Origin of the sequence: Novosphingobium mathurense (assembly GCF_900168325.1) — a bacterium.
GTDB lineage: Bacteria > Pseudomonadota > Alphaproteobacteria > Sphingomonadales > Sphingomonadaceae > Novosphingobium > Novosphingobium mathurense.
In genome coordinates this window covers 384,850-405,720 of record NZ_FVZE01000001.1, presented here as the reverse complement: position 1 = coordinate 405,720, position 20,871 = coordinate 384,850, and the positions used below count along the sequence as shown (strand labels likewise).

At 60.8% G+C, this 20,871-nt stretch carries 25 protein-coding genes and 1 tRNA gene; 21 read left to right on the top strand and 5 right to left on the bottom strand.

What is annotated here, in order from left to right; genetic code table 11:
- Entirely contained in the window at positions 1 to 978 is a 978-nt protein-coding gene (locus tag B5483_RS02035; RefSeq protein WP_079729324.1) for a hypothetical protein, read from the bottom strand.
- Positions 979 to 1,216: 238 nt separating this feature from the next.
- Positions 1,217 to 1,283, bottom strand: a tRNA-Ser gene (locus B5483_RS23105).
- Positions 1,284 to 1,412: 129 nt separating this feature from the next.
- On the opposite strand from B5483_RS23105, the gene B5483_RS02030 reads away from it, so the two are divergent.
- From B5483_RS02030 to B5483_RS23100, 21 genes are all read left to right on the top strand, one after another.
- Entirely contained in the window at positions 1,413 to 2,759 is a 1,347-nt protein-coding gene (locus B5483_RS02030; RefSeq protein ID WP_079729323.1) for a tyrosine-type recombinase/integrase, read from the top strand.
- A gap of 95 nt (positions 2,760 to 2,854) precedes the next feature.
- Positions 2,855 to 3,268 (top strand): hypothetical protein, encoded by a 414-nt coding sequence (locus B5483_RS02025; protein WP_139383892.1) that lies wholly within the window; start codon positions 2,855 to 2,857, stop codon positions 3,266 to 3,268.
- Positions 3,258 to 3,638 (top strand): hypothetical protein, encoded by a 381-nt coding sequence (locus tag B5483_RS02020; RefSeq protein WP_079729321.1) that lies wholly within the window; start codon positions 3,258 to 3,260, stop codon positions 3,636 to 3,638. The genes B5483_RS02025 and B5483_RS02020 overlap by 11 nt, the downstream gene beginning before the upstream one ends.
- Before the next feature lie 2 nt (positions 3,639 to 3,640).
- Positions 3,641 to 3,931: a hypothetical protein gene (locus tag B5483_RS02015; RefSeq protein WP_079729320.1), complete on the top strand. Its 291-nt coding sequence runs from the start codon at positions 3,641 to 3,643 to the stop codon at positions 3,929 to 3,931.
- Positions 3,932 to 4,004: 73 nt separating this feature from the next.
- Positions 4,005 to 4,754, top strand: coding sequence for a hypothetical protein (locus B5483_RS02010; protein WP_139383891.1), 750 nt, complete (start codon positions 4,005 to 4,007; stop codon positions 4,752 to 4,754).
- A 76-nt stretch (positions 4,755 to 4,830) separates the two neighbouring features.
- Positions 4,831 to 5,055 carry a helix-turn-helix transcriptional regulator gene (locus B5483_RS02005; RefSeq protein WP_079729318.1) on the top strand — a complete coding sequence of 75 codons (225 nt, stop codon included), beginning with the start codon at positions 4,831 to 4,833 and terminating at the stop codon, positions 5,053 to 5,055.
- 182 nt (positions 5,056 to 5,237) lie between these two features.
- On the top strand, positions 5,238 to 5,492 hold the full coding sequence (locus tag B5483_RS02000; protein WP_079729317.1) for a hypothetical protein: 255 nt from the start codon (positions 5,238 to 5,240) through the stop codon (positions 5,490 to 5,492).
- 1 nt (position 5,493) lies between these two features.
- On the top strand, positions 5,494 to 5,733 hold the full coding sequence (locus B5483_RS01995) for a hypothetical protein (protein ID WP_079729316.1): 240 nt from the start codon (positions 5,494 to 5,496) through the stop codon (positions 5,731 to 5,733).
- A complete protein-coding gene (locus B5483_RS01990) occupies positions 5,730 to 7,322 on the top strand; it encodes an AAA family ATPase (protein ID WP_079729315.1) in 1,593 nt (530 codons plus the stop codon). The genes B5483_RS01995 and B5483_RS01990 overlap by 4 nt, the downstream gene beginning before the upstream one ends.
- A gap of 396 nt (positions 7,323 to 7,718) precedes the next feature.
- Positions 7,719 to 8,030 (top strand): hypothetical protein, encoded by a 312-nt coding sequence (locus B5483_RS01985; protein ID WP_079729314.1) that lies wholly within the window; start codon positions 7,719 to 7,721, stop codon positions 8,028 to 8,030.
- A gap of 11 nt (positions 8,031 to 8,041) precedes the next feature.
- Entirely contained in the window at positions 8,042 to 8,770 is a 729-nt protein-coding gene (locus tag B5483_RS01980; RefSeq protein WP_139383890.1) for a hypothetical protein, read from the top strand.
- Position 8,771: 1 nt separating this feature from the next.
- Positions 8,772 to 12,470, top strand: a complete 3,699-nt coding sequence (locus B5483_RS01975) for a phage tail length tape measure family protein (protein WP_079729312.1) — start codon at positions 8,772 to 8,774, stop codon at positions 12,468 to 12,470.
- 17 nt (positions 12,471 to 12,487) lie between these two features.
- Positions 12,488 to 13,039, top strand: coding sequence for a hypothetical protein (locus B5483_RS01970; RefSeq protein WP_079729311.1), 552 nt, complete (start codon positions 12,488 to 12,490; stop codon positions 13,037 to 13,039).
- Positions 13,040 to 13,068: 29 nt separating this feature from the next.
- The gene (locus B5483_RS01965; protein ID WP_079729310.1) at positions 13,069 to 13,791 is read left to right on the top strand and encodes a hypothetical protein; all 723 of its coding nucleotides are present in this window, start codon (positions 13,069 to 13,071) and stop codon (positions 13,789 to 13,791) included.
- Between the two features lie 150 nt (positions 13,792 to 13,941).
- Entirely contained in the window at positions 13,942 to 14,382 is a 441-nt protein-coding gene (locus B5483_RS01960; RefSeq protein WP_079729309.1) for a hypothetical protein, read from the top strand.
- Positions 14,383 to 14,384: 2 nt separating this feature from the next.
- A complete protein-coding gene (locus B5483_RS01955; RefSeq protein ID WP_079729308.1) occupies positions 14,385 to 15,047 on the top strand; it encodes a hypothetical protein in 663 nt (220 codons plus the stop codon).
- 231 nt (positions 15,048 to 15,278) lie between these two features.
- The gene (locus B5483_RS01950) at positions 15,279 to 15,605 is read left to right on the top strand and encodes a hypothetical protein (RefSeq protein ID WP_139383889.1); all 327 of its coding nucleotides are present in this window, start codon (positions 15,279 to 15,281) and stop codon (positions 15,603 to 15,605) included.
- Between the two features lie 429 nt (positions 15,606 to 16,034).
- Positions 16,035 to 16,613, top strand: coding sequence for a DUF4760 domain-containing protein (locus B5483_RS01945; protein ID WP_176167935.1), 579 nt, complete (start codon positions 16,035 to 16,037; stop codon positions 16,611 to 16,613).
- A 177-nt stretch (positions 16,614 to 16,790) separates the two neighbouring features.
- Complete coding sequence (locus B5483_RS01940) at positions 16,791 to 17,849, top strand: hypothetical protein (protein ID WP_079729305.1); 1,059 nt, start codon at positions 16,791 to 16,793, stop codon at positions 17,847 to 17,849.
- A 142-nt stretch (positions 17,850 to 17,991) separates the two neighbouring features.
- Entirely contained in the window at positions 17,992 to 18,441 is a 450-nt protein-coding gene (locus tag B5483_RS01935; protein WP_176167934.1) for a hypothetical protein, read from the top strand.
- A 3-nt stretch (positions 18,442 to 18,444) separates the two neighbouring features.
- Positions 18,445 to 18,621, top strand: a complete 177-nt coding sequence (locus B5483_RS23100) for a hypothetical protein (protein ID WP_176167933.1) — start codon at positions 18,445 to 18,447, stop codon at positions 18,619 to 18,621.
- Between the two features lie 360 nt (positions 18,622 to 18,981).
- Here B5483_RS23100 and B5483_RS01930 read toward each other — a convergent pair whose 3' ends face one another.
- The 3 genes from B5483_RS01930 to B5483_RS01920 all read right to left on the bottom strand — a co-directional run bounded on the left by B5483_RS01930 (position 18,982) and on the right by B5483_RS01920 (position 20,832).
- Positions 18,982 to 19,470 carry a hypothetical protein gene (locus tag B5483_RS01930; RefSeq protein WP_079729840.1) on the bottom strand — a complete coding sequence of 163 codons (489 nt, stop codon included), beginning with the start codon at positions 19,468 to 19,470 and terminating at the stop codon, positions 18,982 to 18,984.
- Between the two features lie 572 nt (positions 19,471 to 20,042).
- The gene (locus B5483_RS01925) at positions 20,043 to 20,252 is read right to left on the bottom strand and encodes a hypothetical protein (protein ID WP_079729303.1); all 210 of its coding nucleotides are present in this window, start codon (positions 20,250 to 20,252) and stop codon (positions 20,043 to 20,045) included.
- A 160-nt stretch (positions 20,253 to 20,412) separates the two neighbouring features.
- A complete protein-coding gene (locus B5483_RS01920; RefSeq protein ID WP_079729302.1) occupies positions 20,413 to 20,832 on the bottom strand; it encodes a hypothetical protein in 420 nt (139 codons plus the stop codon).
- Positions 20,833 to 20,871 lie beyond the last annotated feature (39 nt).

Below are 20,871 nucleotides of genomic sequence, written 5' to 3'. Positions count from 1 at the left end.
CTATTTGGCCCCGAACAGCAGTGTCGTGTTGAAATCCCGTGCATTCTGCCAGAACGGCGGGTCCGTGGGCTCGCGATGGATCACCCGGTGCATCGTCGCAGGAAGGCCCAGCTCCCGCCGCGCCAGCTTGCCCGGAATGATCGCCAGACTGTCCCTTGCGATAGGGAGATTGACCCAGCCTCCATCAACGAAAACCTGCGTGCAGATCGTATCGCGAGAGCCACTGATCGCGCTGAAGTAGCGCGTGTCGTAGTGGGGCTTCTCGATCAGGTGCTCACCGGCTTCGAGGCGGTTGACCCGGCTGCGATCGGCAAAGCGGGCATTGGCCCATTTCGCTGGCCACGAAGCGAGTGGAAGCAGGCTCATCAGCCCGAAGACATCGCACAGCCCCTTGGCCGAAAACGGCCCCATGGCACGCGCCCGGGCGGCATCGATCGCGAAGCCGAGTTGCCCCCAACGCCCCAGCGAGTTGCCCACCAGCGCCGTCAGGCCATCCAGCGCGGCCACGCTGCACTGGTACTTGAGCCGTTGGACAGAGACCCGCCAGAATGGCGGTGCCATGTCATCGGGCGTCATGGCGGCCATGATCCGGGCCACCAGAGCCCAGCAATCGGCCAGCAGTTCGACCGACGGCGTCACGAGGATGCCGTCCTGTACGAAGCCGCCCGGTCGCATCGCGAACTGGCCGGATCCTTGCGTAATCTCGAACTTGCGCGCGATGTGGCCGTGCAGGCTGGGACGAAAATAGATCACGTCGCCCAGACTGTCGGTGATCTCTCCGCTGCCATGGTGATTGTGCGCTATTTCGGCCAGCGTAACTTCCCACGGAAGCTTCTCGCGCTGATCGGCCATCAGCCTGTCCCACAAGTCGCGGAAGGTATCGTCCGGCGCGATCATCGCCGCGACCGCGCCCTGCGTGAAGGCATCCGCAAGCACACCCGGCTTCAACTCGTTCCATGCAAACTCGATGATCGCCACGCAGCCCCCCACTGACAATCCGGCCACCAGACCGGCCAGACCAAGTCGACGCCCCTGGAATCCCCTCGAGAATTGTGGCCACAAGTTACCATGTTGCGCCGCGACCAGCTACTTTGGTTAAGGCTGACAACGTGGTTTTTATTTGGCGATTTAGAACAGTAGATTACACCGCAAGGCTGCGACAGCGCCCGGGCCGAGAGACACGATTTTGTGAGGATTGCCGCTGCCGCTGCAGAAGTGGTGAGCCCGACAGGATTCGAACCTGTGACCCGCTGATTAAAAGTTAGCATTTATATCCCCACCCCCAGCCAGCTTGGATGACAATATCCTCAGTTTTCCGTCATTTTTGTTATCTGACGTTATCGACGATTATCGTTGATTAGCTTCTTCCTGATTGCTATCTGATTGCTAGAACGCAGCGGAGAGCCCCTTAGATGCCGACCGGCACGATCAGCAAGCGATCAGTCGACGCCGCCAATCCGGAGAGCAAGGACTGGTTGCTATGGGACGATGACCTCCCCGGCTTCGGCCTCAAGGTCACACCCGCCGGGGGCAAGGTTTACGTCTTCCAGTATCGCCTCGCCCGCCCCGGCCAAGCCGAACGGACACCAGCCAGGCGCTACACGATCGGCAAGCATGGCAAACTCACTCCAGACCAAGCAAGGAAGCGTGCAAAGGATCTCGCTGCACTTGTCGCGCAAGGCATCGATCCCAGACAGCAAGAGATCGATGCGATCGCCGCGGAGGATGAAGCCGCTCGGGTCGCCGCGGAACAGGCAAGGCTGGAGGGCGAACTCGCTTTCGAGAATGTCGCGGCGACTTGGCTCGATCACTACGAGAATGAAAAAGGCCGGAGGCCATCATCGGTCCGACAGGCCAAGTTGGTCGTCAACAATCATCTAAAGCCCCGCCTCCAAGGCAAGCCGATGCCGCACATTTCTCGCTCGGACCTGCAGCCTGTTATCGACGCCATACCGGCAAAGCAGCGCGGCATGCGGCGTTCTGTCTTTGCCTATGCGTCGATACTCTTTGGCTGGGCTCACAAGCGCGGCGACATTCCCGACAATCCACTCGCAAGCATGGTGAAGCCGCAGGCCCCCAAGGCGCGCGATCGAGTCCTGGATGACGCTGAACTGGTTTTCGTCTGGCAAGCCAGTGCGAAGCTTACTGATCCATTCGGCCCTTTCTTCCGCCTCCTTATCCTGACCGGCCAACGCAGGTCCGAGGTTGCCGCGATCAATTGGGCCGAGCTGGACCGCTCGACGGCGACCTGGACCATTCCGGCCGACCGGGCCAAGAATGATGTCGCCCATATCGTGCCATTATCGAAGCCCGTCATTGCCGAACTGGACCAGCTTGCCCTCGCCGAGCAGATCAAGGCCGAGGAGGAGAAGCCAGACGGCAAGCGCTGGCCGAAATCCGGCTTCGCGCTGACGACGACAGGCCGGACACCAATCAGTGGCATCACGAAAGCCAAGAATGCCTTGGACGCCGCAATCAGCGAGGCTCGAGAGAAGCAGCCCCTTCCGGCTTGGCGCATCCATGACCTGCGCCGCACCCTGGCCACCGGCTTTCAACGCATGGGCGTCCGCTTCGAGGTAACCGAGGCCGTGCTCAATCATGTCAGCGGGGCCAAATCCGGTGTCGCCGGCATCTATCAACGCCACGACTGGCATGATGAGAAGCGCGCCGCGCTGGAGAGCTGGGCCGCGCACATCGAGGCGATTGTGAGCAAGAAGCAGAAGGATTCGAAGGTGGTGCCGATCCGCGCCGCCTTATGAGTTTCGCGGGACATGGTGTCCCACGGAAGCGGCCCGGCAAGGTGTAGGAGCACCGAGCCGGGCCTGACCATCAACCGACCATAGGAGTCGATGCAATGGCTGATACCCAAGTACAGACACCGGACGGCGTGGCAACCGCAGATGCCGCTATTCTCGCCGCGTGGGAGATGCGAAAGGCCGCCTACGCCGCAATAGATGCGATGCCAGAAGCGAAGAGATCGGAATCGGGCAGGCTGAGCCCGGACGAAAAGTTGCTATGGGCCGGCATCGAGCACGCCGAAAATCTCATCGCCGGAACGACGGCAACCGGAGCCGAGGCGATTGAAGCCAAGCTCTGGACCGGGCTCTATCACACCATCGGCTCGCCAGAACTGCACGGAGGCCAAGCCCTCCTGAGAGGCGATCTCGAGGCTCTTGATGCAATGGGGGATGCGCTGGACATGCATGTCCGTTCCATCCTTTCCGCCATTCGCTCGCTTTGGGACATGGGAGGGCGCAATGGACATTGATTACATCGCAAATCGCTCCGCCGCCGAAGCCGTCATTACTGCAATGGCGAGGCATAACCGAGAAGAGTTGGCCACGTTTGTTGCCGTCGCGATCGATATCATGGACGCTATGGACGGTGACATTGATCTCGAGGACGGCGACGTAGACCGCTGTAATGCTCATGATGACAGCTTGGAAGATCTGACCGACTGGCGCGGCTATCCCGGTGATCCTGATGACACCGAGGACGGCGACGAGGACCGCTGCGAGGCCGCCGACGATGGCTGCGGCGGGTATCTGCGCCACGGCATCATGCACTATGGCTCAGATGATGACGACGCCGACTTCGAGGCCTGGGAACAACCGGTTGCCCTGGGCGGGAGACATTAAAGATGACCCAGCGCCCGATAATCAGCGAACGGCAAGCCCGCGACCGGATTGAAACACTCCTGATCTACTTGCGGTCACTTCTGAGCCACGCTCAGGAGGATTTCGAAACGGCAACGGAACAACTCCCCACCGGATCGACAGCTTCTGATGCCGCGCTGGACGGACTTAACGCTCTATCCATGGCCGGTGAATATCTGTCCGAGCTGGAACAGTTGGAGAGGCGAGATTTGGTTGTGATGGAAAAGCAAGACAGTCTGGCCGCCCTTGCTCAGGGCCCGAATGCTCAGGCCTAGAACTGCTTGAACTGTCGAAAACGATCTGTCGCTCGCCTCTGACAGGGAGAGTGGAAAGCGGCAGAAATCGGCCTTGCCGGTGATTATAGACAGCGAGATAACTGACGCGACGGGGGCGGCCGGCCAGCCGCTGGGGACACTCCGCATCCCCTTCCCCCGTCATCAACGCGGAACCGCGGTGGAGGCGGAATTTATGTCAAAGTGGGTGCCAATGCAGGAGGCGCTCGAGTTGATCGTTGAAAAGCGACTATCGGACTTCGAGTATCTCGCAGCTTGTAAGTTCGCATCGAAAGAAATGATCGAAAAATTGGGCACTGGCGAGCTCTGTTCGCGCCCAAAGAATCCCGAGGACTTCTCGTTATTTTTTCACGTTGGCGCAGATGCCGAGCGCATTCCCACACAACCTGACGGCACTATACCGGCGCTTTTCTGGACTTTCTGGAAAGAGGCAGAGGAGCTAACCTCTCCACTCCTCGTCGATGAGGAGATCGGTGATTTTGCGCAGTGCTTGGGCGGGGAGTTTATCTTCAGGCGAACAGGATTACGCAACGACGGCATACTTGAAGGTAAGGTCAGCGGAGTTGAGCTACTCCGCGATCAACTACCGGGCGGCCTACCTCGCCCAAAAGGGCGTCCTCGTAAACAGGTGTTCGACAATCACCATATTGTCAAAAGAGCCAAACAGGCCATTCTTCTGGGACGGCCGAAATCAAAGGTTATTGATCGGTTTGCCATCCTTTGGAATGGCAAAGGCTGCCATGAATCGAAAAAGTCTCAACTTCGAAAAGCGCTTCGAAAGTGCGCAGGGACGGATTTAAAATAGACCGCTTTTAAGTCCTTCGACATCAAACAACGAATGACATAACTGGACTGTCGCCAACAACAAAGAGGCGACAGCAATGAACCAGCAACCGGCATCCCTCCCCATTGCCGCCAGCTCAGTCCTGACGACGAAGGAAGCGGCGAACTACCTCAAACTCGGCAAGCCAACACTCGATCGGTTCCGCGTAACCGGCGAAGGACCGAAATTTGCGAAACTCGGTGGCGCCGTCCGCTATCGTCGCGCAGATCTTGATGCCTGGCTTGAAAGCAAGCTGATCGGCTCGACAAGCGAGGCCGCCTAACATGGCCCGCCACGAGAAAACCCCGACGCATCTGGGGGATGGCGTCGGGGCTCTCCAGGAAACCGCTTATGACGCGGAAACCTATACCCTCAGCCGATTCCGCGCTCAAGCACTCGCTGCGCGATATGCACTACCTATCGAACATGCTGCGATCGTAGCGCCGCTGGCCCTGGGAGGCGCTCATGGCTGATGACGCCCCCCGCATCGCAACACTGCCGATAGCATTCCATGCTCGTGAGACCGTTGGCTATTCCTTCCAGGTCTGGCAGCCCCCGCTCATCGGATGGGTCCCGGTTACCGAGCTGCAGCGCTTCTCCGATTTCGGCGAAGCCGCCGCAGCCCAGCGCGCATACCTGAACCAACACGGTGGAACGCTTGCCGCCGTTCTCGATGTTCCGGGCTGGAAGCGTCCCGTCTTCGGACCGAAGGGGCGGTGATATGGTCGAAATCCAGATCCCCGAACTCCTGAAGCATCGCGCGATCCGCGCCGTAATGGTCGAAGGTCATGATCTCGCAGGCTCCCACCTCACCGCAGTAACAGTCCACATCGGCTGCGGACGAAAAGCTCGCCGCCAATGGTTTTCGGACCGCGGCGTCGCGCTGGCCCATGCTGCAGAGATGGCCGATCAGCACGCACTTCCGCTCTTCGATCTCGGTATGAGCGGCGAGGGTGAATGAGCACAGCGCCCGCCTCCTTGTCAGATGATCACGATCTTGCCGAGATGGCCGTGCTCGGCGCGGCGCTCTTCGATAACGCTTGGCTCGAGGATCTACCGACACAACTGAAAGCGACGCACTTCGCTGTCCCGGTGCATGCCCGCATCTGGGAACAAATTCAGGGCATCACGAGCAGCGGACAGGTACCGAATGTGCTCAGCGTCTATCGAACATTGAAGGGTGATCCGGACCTCACAGCCCTTGGTGGCGTCAGCTATCTGAACAATCTGCAAAAGAGCGATCTGGCGATGGTTTCGCCGATCGAAAGCGCGGCCGAAGTCGTCAGGGCAGCGGAAGTGCGATGGGCGCGCGAGGCTCTGCACCTGGCCCTGTTGGAAATGGAAAGGCCCGATGCCGATCCAGCCGCCGTCCTGAGGCAGTTCTCCGATTCAATCGAAGAAACGACGCCGGCACAAAAGATCGAAGCGACACCGTATTTGTGGCGTGATCCGGCTTCAATTCCGCCAAGACCTTGGGTGCTCGGAAGATGGCTTCTCCGGGGCACGACGGCTTGCGTCATCGCACCTGGCGGCGTCGGCAAGACAACATTCCTTGCCGCCTCAACCGTCTCAATGGCTACCGGACGCCCGCTACTTGGAAAGGACGTATGGGGAGGCAGGAAACGGGTCTGGATCTGGAACCTCGAGGACGATCTCGAAGAACTCTCAAGGGCAATCCAGGCTGCAGCACTGCACTACGAACTGACAGACCTCGATCTCGATGGCTGGCTATTCGTCGACAGCGCACTCGACGGTCGCACGCTGTGCACGGCGACAATGGAAGATGGCGGATTTCGTCTGCTTCAACCCGTCTATGACAAGATAACGGCTGAACTGAAACGCCGGGCCATCGATGTTCTGGTCATCGATCCCTTCGTTTCCAGCCACGATGTAGAGGAGAACGATAACGGCCGAATAGACAAGGTCGCCAAAGCATGGGCCCGGGTCGCGAAGGACGCCAGTTGCGTCGTTATCCTTGTCCACCATGCCAGCAAGAATGGTTCGGGCGAAGTGACGGCGATGTCGTCGCGAGGCGCGAGCTCGCTCGTGAACGCGGCGCGATCGACCCTGGTCCTTAATCGGATGGACGAAGCCGAAGCCCAACGCCTTGGCATTGCCGCCGATGAACGGCGCCGCTTCATCCGCGTCCAGGACGACAAAGCAAATCGAGCCCCCGCCGAGGCCGCCGACTGGTTCCAGCTTGTCGGCGTCGAGCTCGGCAACGCCGCGGACGGCATGCCTTCGGACAGCATCGCAGTAGTCGAGCCCTGGAAGCTTCCCGATCCATTTGACGATGTGTCAGTTTCCGACCTCCGCGAGGTCCAGAGCAGGCTCGGTCAATCACAGTGGCGCGAGAGCATCCAAGCCACTGCCTGGGTCGGAAATCTGGTCGGTGAAGTCCTCGGCGTCGATGTCACCGACCGGGCCGGGAAGGCAAAGGTCAAGGCAATCATCAAGCAGTGGATCAGGAATGGTGCCCTCCGGATCGAAGAGGCTCCGGACGCCAATCGCGAACTCAGAAAATTCGTCGTCGCGGGAGATCTTACATGACCTCTGCAGCACTTCGAAATCCAAGGTGCTGCAAGGTGCGGCAGTGCTGCGTGCAGCGGTGCAGCACCACCACCACCCTTTTAGGGGTGGTGGGTGCGGCACTGCACGGCAAACGCGCTGCAACGAAGTGCTGCAAAACAGGTGCTGCGAAATGAGCGGCAGCATGACCACTGAGCGCACCTATCGCGGGCAACGATATGTGATCGTGGGATCGATCCCGTACACGCGCCGTGACGGCACCAGGACAACCCTAACCCGATGGCGCTCATGGTGTCCCCGCTGCGGCGACCCATTCGAGTTCTCGATGCCGACAACAGCAACGAAGTTCGAGCCCAATCGCCGGTGCCAGAAGCACAAGCGTCCGGGGTCGCACGTCTCCAAGGAGGCCATGGGATCATGAGCGGCGACAAGGTTCACCTCATGGACTTGCGGCTCCGCACCTCAGCAGCCGGTAACCAGTATCTCTCTGGTTGGTTGGGCCGCGCCGCAGTGGTCGGCTTCCGCGATCGCGATGCCGACGATGAAGTCTGGAACATCTTCGTCTCCACCCCTGCCCCCCGCAACGGTTCCACCCCCGCAGCTTCTGCGCCCCGCAGGAATTGCACCCCCGCCGAACAATCCACCCCCTCCCGCTCGCGCCGGTCTTCGAGCCGCCGCGCAACCGAAGTCCCGCCCGGCGTCCTCGATGACGACGTGAGCGATCTCTGAGAGGATCCACGATGGCAACTAATGTGATGTTCAGCGCCGACTTGAAGATGCCCAGCCCGGGCGTGATCGAGGACTATCGCCGACATGTTCAACTGAACCTGGAACGCGCCGGCCTGCGAACGGTCGACACCATTTCACGGCGCGGCAAGTCCGCCATTCGCCAGCGCTTCGCCGGTGCAGGTCTCGGCCGGCTCGGCAACGCGATCGGCTCCTCCGCTGACGATCAGGTCGTCCGGCGCGGCACCGATGGCTTTTCGGCCTCGGCACAATTCTTCACCCGGTCACGTTCGGAGCGCACCCTCGGAGCCCTTGCAGCCTACACTCAGGGCGCTCAGATCACGCCGACGCGAGGCCGCTGGCTCTGGATCCCGACCGACAATGCCCGTCGCCTCGTCGGCAAGGGTGCGAACCGTCGGCGTCTCTCCCCGGCGCTGTGGCGCGACGGTGGTCTCGATACCAAGATCGGCCCCCTGATCCTGCTCAAGTCCGTGAACGGCCATCCGATCCTGGCGGTCGAGAATGTCGGCGTCGACCTCTCCGGACGAAAGGGCAGCGCGAAGAACCTGACCAAGCGCGGGGCGCCCCGCAGACACCAGGTCAAGCGCGACCTCGTCGTGATGTTCGTCGGAATCCCCCGCACCGCACGGTCCGCGCGAGTGAACCTGACTGAAATCCTGAACCAGGTCCGGGCCGAGCTGCCCGCGATCTTCGCATCAGAACTCGCAAAGGAGGTTCGTTGATATGGCTCGCAATGGCGCCATCGAACTGCCCGCCTACATACAACTTCGATATGAAGAGCGCGGGATCTTCGCCAGGTTGAAGAACGACATCGCCGATGTCACCAGCGTTGCCGGTCGAGACTTCCAGACACTCAGCGGCGTAATCGACAAATCGCTCACCGGGGCGATTTCGGCGCAGCGCACCGCTTTCGGATCGCTCGATCTCGGTCTCGACGACATGCGCAAGGCAATCACCCTGCAGAACGCCAGGACCGCGGCGGCCGAGGAATATGCCAGAGCAGCCCGCGCCGCATCGAATGCAGATGCCGGGATGTCGCGCGAACTGAGGCTTGCTGCCGAAGCTGCCGAGGCTCTCGCAGCAAAGGAACATGAAGCCGCCGCAGCGGCGCAAGTTCATGCCGGTGTGCTGGGCAAGGTCCAAGCCGAACTCAATCGCGAAGCCGGTGCCGCTGAGGCTGCCGCCACGGCAAACCACCATCTCAGAGCCGCCAACGATAACGCGGCACGCTCCGCAGGGTCGCACCGCTTCGCCATGATCGGTCTGGGCCAACAGATGCAGGATGCTGTCATTCAGGCGCAAATGGGCACCTCGGCGCTCACCATCTTCGCACAGCAGGGCTCACAAGCAGCATTCCAGATGGCTGGCATGGGCGGCGCTGTCGGACGGGTTGCCAGCGTGATGGCCGGGCCCTGGGGTGCCGCGGTCTTTGCCGGTACGGCCCTCCTCGGTCCGCTGATCTCCGGCTTGATCAACACCTCGGAGGCCATGGACGACGTCAAGTTTGCGACGGACAGCATGAAGGATGCCCAAGGCATTCTCGGCGATGTCGTCGACCTCACTACCGGCAAGCTCTCGACGCAGCGCGCCGAACTGATCGCGCTGGCCCGGGCACAACTCATTGTTGCCAGGCTGCAGAGCCAGGAACGGGAAACCGCTGCGCGCAGCACCGTCACCTCTTCGACCAAACCGAGCTGGTACATCGGCGGTGGTCCGGTCGGGCTCGACATCGGGCGACGCACCGGCATCGAAGCCCAAGTCGGACGCGATTTCACCGCGGGCCGGATCAATACCGACGATGCCGTCCGCCAGCTCGAATTGCTCCGCAACGAGGGCAAGATCACGACGGAGCAATTCACCGAACTCGCCTCGGCCTATGCAAACCTCGGCGTAGAACTGGCCAATCAGAAGGTTTACCAGGAAGGCCTCGCCCTCCTCGATGGCAAGGGCGGCAAGTCGCTCCTGAAGCCGGCCAAGGCGAAGAAAGGCAGCGGCACCGACAAGGCGGCAAAGGAGGCCGAACGCCTCGCCCGCTTCGGTGACAACGCCGCCGAAGCCATCGCCCGCTTGAACGACAAGTTCGACGCCTCGCCGAAGTTCATCGATCAGGCGGCGCAGGCAACACGCGAACTTGATGCCCTGATCAAGGACCTCGAAAAGCGAAAACCGATCGGCTTCGAAGGCATGATCGAGGACGCCAAGACCGCGAAACAAACCGTCATCGATGCCCTGGTCCGCCCGGTCGAGGATCTCGAGAAGGCGAGCGAGCGTCGCGTCGCCATCCAGGACTTGCTTGCCCAGGGCCGGGACGACGAAGCAGCAGCACTGCAGCAGGTCTATGCCCTCGAAGAGAAACTCGGCTCCGAGGAAGACCTCAGGGCCAAGGTTGCCGCCCTCACTGCGGATGGCCGGAAGGTGGAAGCCGCCGCACTTCAGGCCCTGCTCGACAAGTATCCGGAACTGAAGCGCCGGGCCGCCGAAGTGGCCGAGATCGAAGCGAAGCGGACCCGCGAAGCCGAACGCCAGAAAGCCCTCTTCGAGGCCCAGATCGCGGTGCTCGATACGGCGCGCAGTGACCTCACCAGCCTGCTTTCCGGTCGCAAGGCCGATCTCTTCGGCGATCTCAAACAGTCGCTGAAGGATCTTCAGGGCGCCCGCCTCGCCGATCAGCTCTTCGGCGGTGTCTTCCAGGAAATCGAGGATCAGCTCAGGCAGCGCTCACCGCTCGGCCGCGCAACAAGTCGCCTCACCACCAGCGTCGACGAAGCCAGCACCGGGGCCGACCATCTGGCCACCGCAACCGAGACCGCAGCACAGCGCATCCTCGCCGCGGCCAACGCGATCGCCGCCAACGACAACGGCTACATCGATGCCGGTACCGGTGACATCGTCGTCACCCGCAACAAGGCCGAAGCGGTCGGTCTGAAACGACCTTCGATTGTCGAACTCGCCGACATGACGGCGCACGGCATCGTCGACCCGCTTCTCGCCGGCTTCGATGATATCCTGGGCACCAAGTTCTTCGGGAACTTGAGCGCCACCCTCTCCGGCGTGGTTGCCGGGCAGTTGGTGGGCGGCACCGTCGGAAGCGTCCTTGGCGGGCTTCGCGGTCTCGCCTTCGACTTCGGCCCCGACCTCTTCGGCAAAGGTGCAACCGACAAGATCCTGGGCAAGTTCGACAAGGCTCTCGGCGGTGTCCAGACCGGGACGCAAAGCGCAGGGATCATGAAAGCGCTGGGCATCAAGACCAGCACGACCGGAGCCCAGATCGGCGGCGCCATCGGATCACTGATCCCGATCCCGGGAATGGACATTCTCGGATCGATTGCCGGCGGCCTGCTTGGCGGTCTCTTCAAGAAAACCAAATGGGCCCGGGTCCTGCTTTCCTCCTCCGGATCCACGTTGCAGAGCAATTCCGGCAAGTACGAAGATGCCGTCACGCAAGCCGGCGACAGCTTCAACGAGTCCTTGCAGAACATTGCCGACCAGTTCGGTGGCAGTGTCGGAGACTACGGCCAGATCACCCTCGGGGTCCGGCACGGTGACTGGCGCGTCAACACCGGCGGCACCAGCCTGAAGATCAAGAAAGGCGCGACCGAGTTCGACAAGGACCAGGAAGCGGCGATGAAGTACGCCCTGGAAACCGCCATCGATCGCGGCGCGATCCAAGGCATCCGCAACTCGACACAGCGTCTCCTCAAAGCCGGCGACGACCTCGACAAGGCCCTGCAGAACGCCTTGGACTGGGAGAACGTCTTCCGAGAACTGAAGCAGTATCGGGACCCGCTTGGCTCCGCGCTGGACGATCTCGATACGCAGTTCGAGAAGCTGATCGATCTTGCCATGCAAGCAGGAGCGAGCACCGAGGAATGGGCGGACCTGCAGGAACTGTATGGGATCAAACAGGCCGAAATCATCAAGGATACGCAGGAACGGGTGATCGACTCGCTCCAGTCACTCCTTGACGATCTCACGATCGGCGACAGTGGTCTCTCGCTCCGCAGCCGTGAACAGAACGCCCTCGCTCGCTACCAGCCCTTGGCGGACCGGGTCGCATCCGGGGACACCACGGCATACGATGACTACGCGACAGCGGCTCAGGAGCTGCTCGACATCGAGCGCCAGCTCTACGGCTCACAACAGCAATACTTCGACCGGCTCAATGAGGTCACGGACCTGACAAAGAGCCGGATCGACGCCGAGACCAATGTCGTCTCGATCGCCGAGAACCGTGACAGCCCCTTCGACAGCGCCGGAACGGTGAGGTCCTCGATCGATCAGCAGACCGAGACGCTTTCCGCCCAGCTAACGGCAGCGAACCAGAACTACGGGACCATGATCGCTCTGCTCAGTCAGATCGCAGCGAACGGCGGCGGCTCAGCGGCGGGCGCCAGCCGGTTCCCATTCATCCAGAACTTTTGAACGAAAGGAAGCAGACGATGAGCAATTTCAGGATTGACGCCCATGAGCTCAAAGCCATCGGCACCGGTACGAGAAGTTCCAGGCTTGCAGCATTCCGGGCCGCGAACGGGCTCGATCCCAATGGCATAAAACTCGCTGAAGGCGGTGCGAGCAAAGCGCCGGTTCGGACGGTCGCAACGCCTGCGGCCACCACCACGCCGGCCCCGAAACTTGCCCCAAAGGCCCCGGCTCCAACGGCGGCACAGATCGAGCAGACCCGGCAGCGCGCCCGGCACGATGCGGTGATGAGATCGCCCCACGCGAAGGGCCGGCGGAGCATTGCGGCGGGATTGCTTGGCGGTGCCCCTGACCGCAGCGCCGCGGACATCATCGCCGCTCTGCCGACAATGCCCACTGATGCCGAAGCGGTCGCAAATGCACGGCGCAACCGTGTCGCCACCGTCTGGGAGCGAGCGATTGCCGCGAACACAGGCAAGTCGGTCGCACCGGCCAGCAAGCCCGCCACGACCACCGGCAACAAGGCCTGGGACAACGTCATCGCCCGGATGGCCCCTGCCCACGCTGCCTGATCCATCTTCAAACGAAAGGAACCTGCAACATGAATCCGATCTTCGACCAAACCGCCAGAGCCTTTGCCGCTCTGGATTTCACCGGCGAAGAAGCCGAACTGGCACAACTCGAAGCCCAGCGCGCCGACATCGATACCGCGATCGAGCGCGCAAATGCCCGCCGGACCGAAATCAACCAGGCTTTGGCGGCACGGAGCGCAGGACGTGAAGCCGGACGCAAGGCCGCGGGCCTCGTGGCCGATGCCCTTCTTGCCGGCGCACATACCTCTGAAGCTGCCGCACTGGCACCGAGCCCGGACCAGCTACAGGACGAGCGCGAACAGCTTGCCGCAGCGATCCGGGAACTTCAGGGTCGAAGTGACGACGTGCGCAGCAAGCTGGGCGCCTTGCACAGGGGTGCTGCCGGCAAGGCTGCAATTGCCGCAAAACCTCTAGCCGATGCTCTGCGAGCGAGAGCCAAGCAGGCAGCGGAAGAATTAATGGAATGCTACGCTGGCTTGCAGGCACTGAATTCTGCGATCGGGGCAGGATCGCGTGAAGTGAGGCAGACTCGGAACGCCGCCGCCGGCTGTATCGGCCAAGACAGCCTGCTTTCCTGGCGGGCACGTATCCCGGTGCCGTCTTCGGTCTCGGATGTAATTGGGGCACTGCCGCGAAACAGGCTGGTCTTCGCGGGACGGCTCGACACGGTCCCGATGCCCGAAAACCATGATCATCTCGCCGTCATGGCCGCGCTTCAGGTGCGACAATAACGCAGTCCTTCCAGGGCGAATGCCGCGGTCTTCGCCCTGCCATGGAGCCCAGTAGCGAGGGGTTTTTCGCTTGCTGGGCAACTCGGCGGTCAGGTCCTCAGCCAATTCCAAGCCTGGCCGCCACTTTTCCAGACACAGAAAGGCAACACCATGATTGAACGCCTCGATATCAAGATGGATCAGTCCGGCAGGACCGGTATGGCCGCCGCCGCAATGGCGCGAATCCGGTCCGGCCAGCGCGCCTATGAACCGCCGCGCCGCAAGGGCTCAGAGCCCAGCCCGAGCGCAGCCGTCACCAGTCCGGCGAAACCCAGGACGCGTATCCAGATCGTCGCCCATGCTGTCGAGACTGATCCGAGGTGCAAGGGCAAAGCACATCTGGCCCTTGCGATACTTGCCGACGATGACCTGGCCGGGCTCACCGGATCGGGCATCGTGAAGATGCTGGCAAGGACGCCTGTGCCGAAGAACGAAGAAGAAGCCCGGGATCAGGCGCGCGCCTTTCGGTCCCCCGGGGGCGGCAATGCATCGCATCGCGTCAATCATGGCTGGGATACGGTCATCGCCGAGATGCAGGAAAGGAGGCAGTGATCATGGACAGCGAAATCATGCGCCAGGTCGCGGAAGCCTTCGAAACGCTCGATCTGACGGCAGAGAACGCGCGGATTGCCGAACTCGAGACCGAGCGAGCCGAGATCAAATCCGCAATTAGCCGCACCGAGGAGCGATATTTTAAACTGGCCGGGGCTTTGCAGGCGGGCGGAGTGCCCGATGGTGTCGCCGTAGCCGATGCCTTGCTCCTCGATAGCGACGTGCAGGACGCCGCAGAAGCGGGACCAGGACGCGCCGCCATGGAAGCGGAAAGGGACTCGCTTCGGGAGGGGTTGCGGGAGTTAAGGCGCCGGCTCGACAAAATTCAGCCCACGATCAACCTTGCCAAGGATGAAGCGAAGATGAGCGCGGCGGAGGCGGCCGGCCCATTGATCGATGCTCTCATGGCCGAGGCAAGGCATGCGGTCGCTGCCCTGCCCGCTCTTTATGCTGCGGTTTACGCGGTGCAAACCGTCACGGGAGCAGGAACCCATAACCTCAGGCACCTTCGCGAGGCGCTGAGAGCCATACTCGGCGGTGATGGCCTTCTGCCCTATCTCCCGCCTCAGTCGGTGCCCAGCGACGTCCTCGGCGCTTTGCAGCGCCTTGTCGGTAAGGGGGCAGCACTTCAGCCCCGCATTGTCCAAACGGTGCCGATGCCGTGACGAATTCCGGCGGCTAGGGCGGACCGCCGGATTAGAGCCCCCGCCCACTTTCTTCCTTTCGTTGGCGGGCGGCTCGGGCGGCCAGGCTTTTGGGTCTGGCCGCCCTTTTCATTTCTGCAATGCACGCAGTTCACCCGGAGCAGAAATCGTCGCCAACACCTCTTCAAGAATTGATCTCCGGCACCTAAATCCCGGCCGCTTCGACGAGGCGATCGGCATGGGGAGAGGTTGGTGAGCATGCAACGCGAGAAGGCTCCGCGACGGCGGATCGTCCTGAACCTGGAGGCAGGTGCGGATAGTTGGGAGGACCTGCGCGACCTTCTTCGCCGCCTCGAAACCGAACTGGCAATGCGCGGTTCGTTGCCGCCATCCATGGTCAGTGGCGGCTATTCCAGCGGTTTCATCCTCACGGCCGACGAGGATGAGAGCATCACGCGTGAGAGCTGGGCCAAGGAGAACGAGGCTTACTGTGCCAGGTTGAAAGCGGACGAGGCATTCAAGATGGACACTGATCAGAATGACAAGGCGGCCAGCGCGATGGGTATGCCTGGAATTTAGACGGTTAGACGTTGACCCATGTGGTAAGGAGTCAAGAGCCGTGCCGGACGTGCATTCCCACCCATTCATTAACTACTTTTAATGTAACCTACCGAAGGTCGCTGATTCGATTTTTGGAAGTTACTTCCGATCGATTCTGACCGATCAGACTGTCTCGTTTTTTGCACTGCGGATCTGTCAAAGGGCGTGAAAAACTGCGAATTAATGGGAATTAATGGGAATTCAGTTGCCCTTAACGGTTGCGTAGACATATATGAACGTACGGAGCGAAAGAGCCTGAAGCTCAGCGCTCGGAGGTGAACCAACTGGAAGGAGATGCGTATGCAGGTCACTATGTCAGAAGGTTGGGGCGGCAACTAAGCCCGACCTCCTATTTACACGCGGCGCCTCGATCGATTAGATCGGGGCGCTTTTTTATTGGGGGGTATAGTGGAACTTCAGAAGGTTGCGCAAATTGCGCAGATTGTCTCAACGACAGCAATCCTCATTTCCGCAGCCACCGCAATCACAGTTCTAATCTACACTCGGCGGACGAACCGACGGCGCGCTACGCTCGATATGGTCATGAAGACCTTCGTCGATGATGGCGGACGTATCCTGTACGATAAGTTTATCTCGCTCACGCGCCGAGACAGCGACAAAGCTGATACTTTTACTTTTGTGGACCTCAAGGACCACACCCCCGCGAACGAAGACGACCGAAATGTAGTCATAGACCAAATGAACACCTACGAACTCGTCGCACTAGGCATTCGAAATGGGGTATTCGACGACAAGTTCTTCAAGCACTGGTATCACAGCCAGTTCATGAGAGACTATAAAGCGCTCGAGCCTTTAATGCTCTCTATTCGCGAGGATCGCCCTTCAACATTCTGCGAGTTCCGCTGGCTATACGAGAAATGGCAGAAAAATCAGCATCCGGAGAATGAACCAGGTCGGCTCAGGAAGGTCTGGTGGGCTTTAACAGGCAAAGACGAAAAGCTGAAGGCCGTCCTCAGCAAGAAATAGCTTGAATGAGAATCAAGCCATCTCGCTGTTGCGCACCCTAAGAAACCAAAGATGCAAACGATGCCACGAGAAACAACGGCTTACTTGATGTCTATTTCGGGTAACAAACTACAACTCGCCGCAAGCTGAATTCATATTGCCTCGACTTCTTCCGATTCGGGAGTTTGGGGGCACACGATGAACAAATTGAAACTTGCGGCTGGCGTTGTACTGTTCAGCATCTCCACTCAAGCAGCAGCGGAACCGAAGTGGTTGGTGCAACCGATCCAAAACGGTGAGCAGGCGGTCCGCTACGAAAAAGGCGTCCCGACCGTCGACATGGAATTGCGCGACGGCGTAGTGCAGATCACACCCCTGCCCTTCGATCACGGCAGTCTCGTCTTCGGCATCGCCGTTTACAATGACGCCGATCGGCCAGCCAACATCGGGATCGAGAACGTCCATGCCACCTTCGGCAGCAAGTCAGTCCCGGTCTTCTCGAAGGATGAGCTTGTGCGACGGGCCAAGAACAGGGCGACCTGGTCACAGATCGGACTTGCCCTTGTTGGGGGCTTGGCCGCGGCCGGTGCTGCGAGCCAGCGCGATCACTACCGCAACACCTTCATCACCCCGCATGGGACCTACAGGAGCTATTGGAGCATGCCGAGCGCCGCCGGCCAGTTCCAGGCAACGGCTATAGCGGCTGGCACCGGCGTTGGCATCGCGGCGATCCAGTCGCAGCTCGATCGAACCGTTGAAGCTTTGGGCGATCAGGTCGTGCAATTGACCACCGTCGACCCCGGCGAAAGCTACGCTGGCAAGATCGTGATCGACAAGGTTAAGCCGGGATCCTTTCCTGCACCGGTCACAATTCTCATTGATTGGAATGGCGAGCGCTATCCCTTTACGTTCCAGATCGCCAAGCCCGGAACGCCCGCGCCGACCTTCACCACGCTTGCTCGCAGTTCTGACCTCACCGATTTTCGCACCAGGCGTGAGGCTTCGGGTGCCGAACCATCGTTGCCCGCCACTGTTGCCGAACCAGTCATCCAGCCAGCGGTGATGGTTCAGCCCATAGAGGCGCCGCCCGCGGCGGTGATCGCCGCGGCCGCTCCCTCCCCAACTCCGGCCGAACCAGTTGCGCAACAGCGCCCGGTAATTGTCGCAGCGAAACAGGAGCAAGCAGCTTCCCGATCGGATGATCATGCGGGCCTAATTCAAGGCTCTGCGGTCAAATGCGTGACCTGCCGCAAGTAAGCGGAAAAAGGACTTGCAATGGACCTGACCTAAACCGCTATTCTGGGGCGAGCATCTACTAGAGGGGAGTGGCATGCGCGCATGGGCAATATTCATACTGATGTTGATCGCTTTCGGGGGTCTCCCCCTGTGCGCCTTCACCATGTTCAATATCGCTTGGCCGTCACCTTCAGGTTGGTATCTCGGCGGCATTGCACTGATCACCGTGGGCATCCGCTTCTGGGTCGCCGAAGAGCTCGCCCCGAAGTCCTGGAAGCTGGAAAGAACAACGCTGGACCTGAGCATAGCGCTTGCCGCGGCTACTACGTCTCTCGCGGTTCTGCAGCAATTCGAGGCGACCAAGGTCCTGTTTCCCCTATCCCTAAGCCTCGTCGAGCCAGTCATTCCGCAGGTCAACGATGCCAGTTACGTCCCTCAGGCTCGGGCTATCACATCGGGCGCTGCGCTCACCTCATGGGCGGTTGCAGCCGCGATCTTCAGCTTGGTATGGGTGACCAGAGAAGGCAGGCACACATACCTCAAGCTGCTTTGCGCCCCGCTCCTCGCGATGACGTTCGCGACGTACTATGCCCTGATCCTATACAAGGCTTAACCGATGCTCACTCTGATAATCATGGGGACACTGCTCGGAACGATCGGGCTCTTCCTGGCCGATGTCATTGCCCTAGGTCGCAAAAGTCCAGTGGTCCATGCTTTCGCCGATCTGTGGAGCGCCATCGATGCCGGTTTCGAATGGATTGCGGGCCTCTTCCATGGCGGAATTAAGCACTGAAGGCGCCGCCTGATACCCCTTGTCCAAATGCCCGAAATCGCTTCCTCGCCGATCATTTAACCACATTGACCCGGCACGCGCTTGAGCGCACCGTCAACGCCATGGAAATGTTGTTCCTGGTCGGCCTGTTCGCGTTGATCGGATTCTCGGTCTGGCTGATCTTGCGCAAGTAAGCATCCCTCCAGCCCATTCTCGCCGAGGGCGCATTTTCCCGCTGGCTTCCGTAGTGATCTCAATGCATACGCCGCCCCGAGTCTTCTCGGTGGCACTCTTCGGAACCCCCGCTCCCGAGCTGACTCGACCAGACCCGTGAAGGCCCGGCCATTGTGCCGGGTCTTCTTTGTCGGGCGCCCCTCGCATCTACATCTGCGGCCGACACGCCTTGCCATCGTATTGATGCCGATTGAGCACGTAGGCCTTGCCGTTCCAGCGCTCGACCGGGAAGCAGAAGCCCGGACCACCGATCTCGATATCAGGCCAGCCGCCGACACCCTTTGTTGCGAGAAAATTCGGAATGCCGGTGCCGCCGGTGATGTTCTTCCAGGTGCCGTCGGCCTGTTTGCTCACGATTGTGTAACCGGTGCCCGTCATGCCGAAACAATAGGTGCCGCCCTCGGTGATCACGGCTTCGGGGCGGCCATCGCCATTGAGGTCGCGGACTGTCTCGATTTGCCCCGGCGAATAGCTGGGCGTTCCCGGATCACCGCAGGCTGACCACTTACCGGCCGCGAACCTGAAGCCGGCGGCACGAAACGCCGCGGCACGATCTTTGGGGGTGAGAACTGATTGGGCCAAGACCGGCGAGGCAACCAACATCGAGAGTGCAACAAGAGCAAGGCGAATCCGCATGCGAACCTCCGTCATCGAAGCCCGGGCTCAATAGCATGGCGCTGGAAGGTACCAGAAGAACGCAGAAGTAGGAGTACGCCCCTCCATGACGCCCTAGCCCTCGGTCGCGTCGCTCCACGCCGGCCCGAAACTGCCTCTTCTAACTGTCACGAATGCCTCGAACCGGCTCAGCCCCGAAAAAAGGGGTTTCCCAGCGCTTAGGGTGCGCCAGACCCGTAGGTAGGACCCGCAAATATCTGTCGGAATGCCCCCGCAGGCGGCCAACGCGACACGCTCCGAGACGAAAGCGGCGCCAGATAAGTCACGACCCATCCAGAATCGCAACACACTCCCAGCGGCTCCTACGGACAATTCAGAGCATGTCGAAAAATGGGAAGGGCCGCCCCTTCCGAAGCGGCCCTACAACCGGCCCTGCTTGGTCACTGGCCTCTCCATTGACATCTTGCCTCGGGGCTCCGGTCTCTGGGTCTGGCTCGGGACGCTGGCGAGGGAAGCCGGCGCGCGGTTGCAGATCTCGGTATCACCGCGCGGCGAGACGGACAATGTCACCCCTCTCCTTTGTGGCCTTGGCTCTAACTGATTTCCCAGACGTCATGCTCATCGTGCTTGAGATGGCAGAGCAACTTGTTGCCCTTCCAGAGCTCTACATCCCGATCCGCTGCCTCTGTCCTGGCAATGACCAAGGCCTCGCTCGCGTCCTCGGCTTGAAACTCAATAGTCTTCGCCGGACCTGACTTATCGTCCGCGAACTTTAGACTATAGGCGGCGGTCTGTCGGATCATGGTTCGCTCCGTTTCCTCTCCAGGCTGCGCCAATGTAGGGGGCCGACACCGCCGCCGCAGGACCAACCCGGCTGAGCGGTGCGGCGAATGCGGTGAGCGGCAGCGCCCGAAGGACAGGTCTGGCACCTGTCGCGCGAAGTCCTCGCCGCCCTCAGGCTGATCACTTCAGTCCTACCGCGCGGCCCGCCGCTCTTTGCCGTGGCGACAGATTCCGGGCCGCCGCATCCAATGTCAGCAGTTCCTCCGACCTCGTCATCCGCCCGGCCGCCGCTTCCCGATCCACGATGCGGCACAGGGTGCGGGGCTCGATGCCTGCACCATCCCGCATCGCCTCGACGAGGGCGAAGCTTTGCCGGTCCGCCGACATCAATTTGCGCAGGGTCTGGACGTCCTGGCCCATACGTTCGAGATGATCAATCGCGATACCCATGACAACGTCATAGGCGCGCATCAGCGCGACCATGTCCTCTTCGCCCTGCACCTTGTCAACCAAGCCCCAGATCCTCTTGCGTGCAGCGCCCGGACTGAGTTTCGGTGACCTGGTGAGGTCGCGGATCAACGATCCGATGCGACGGTCCATTGCGACTCTCCTGTTTCGGGGGGGAGCCCAGATGTTAAC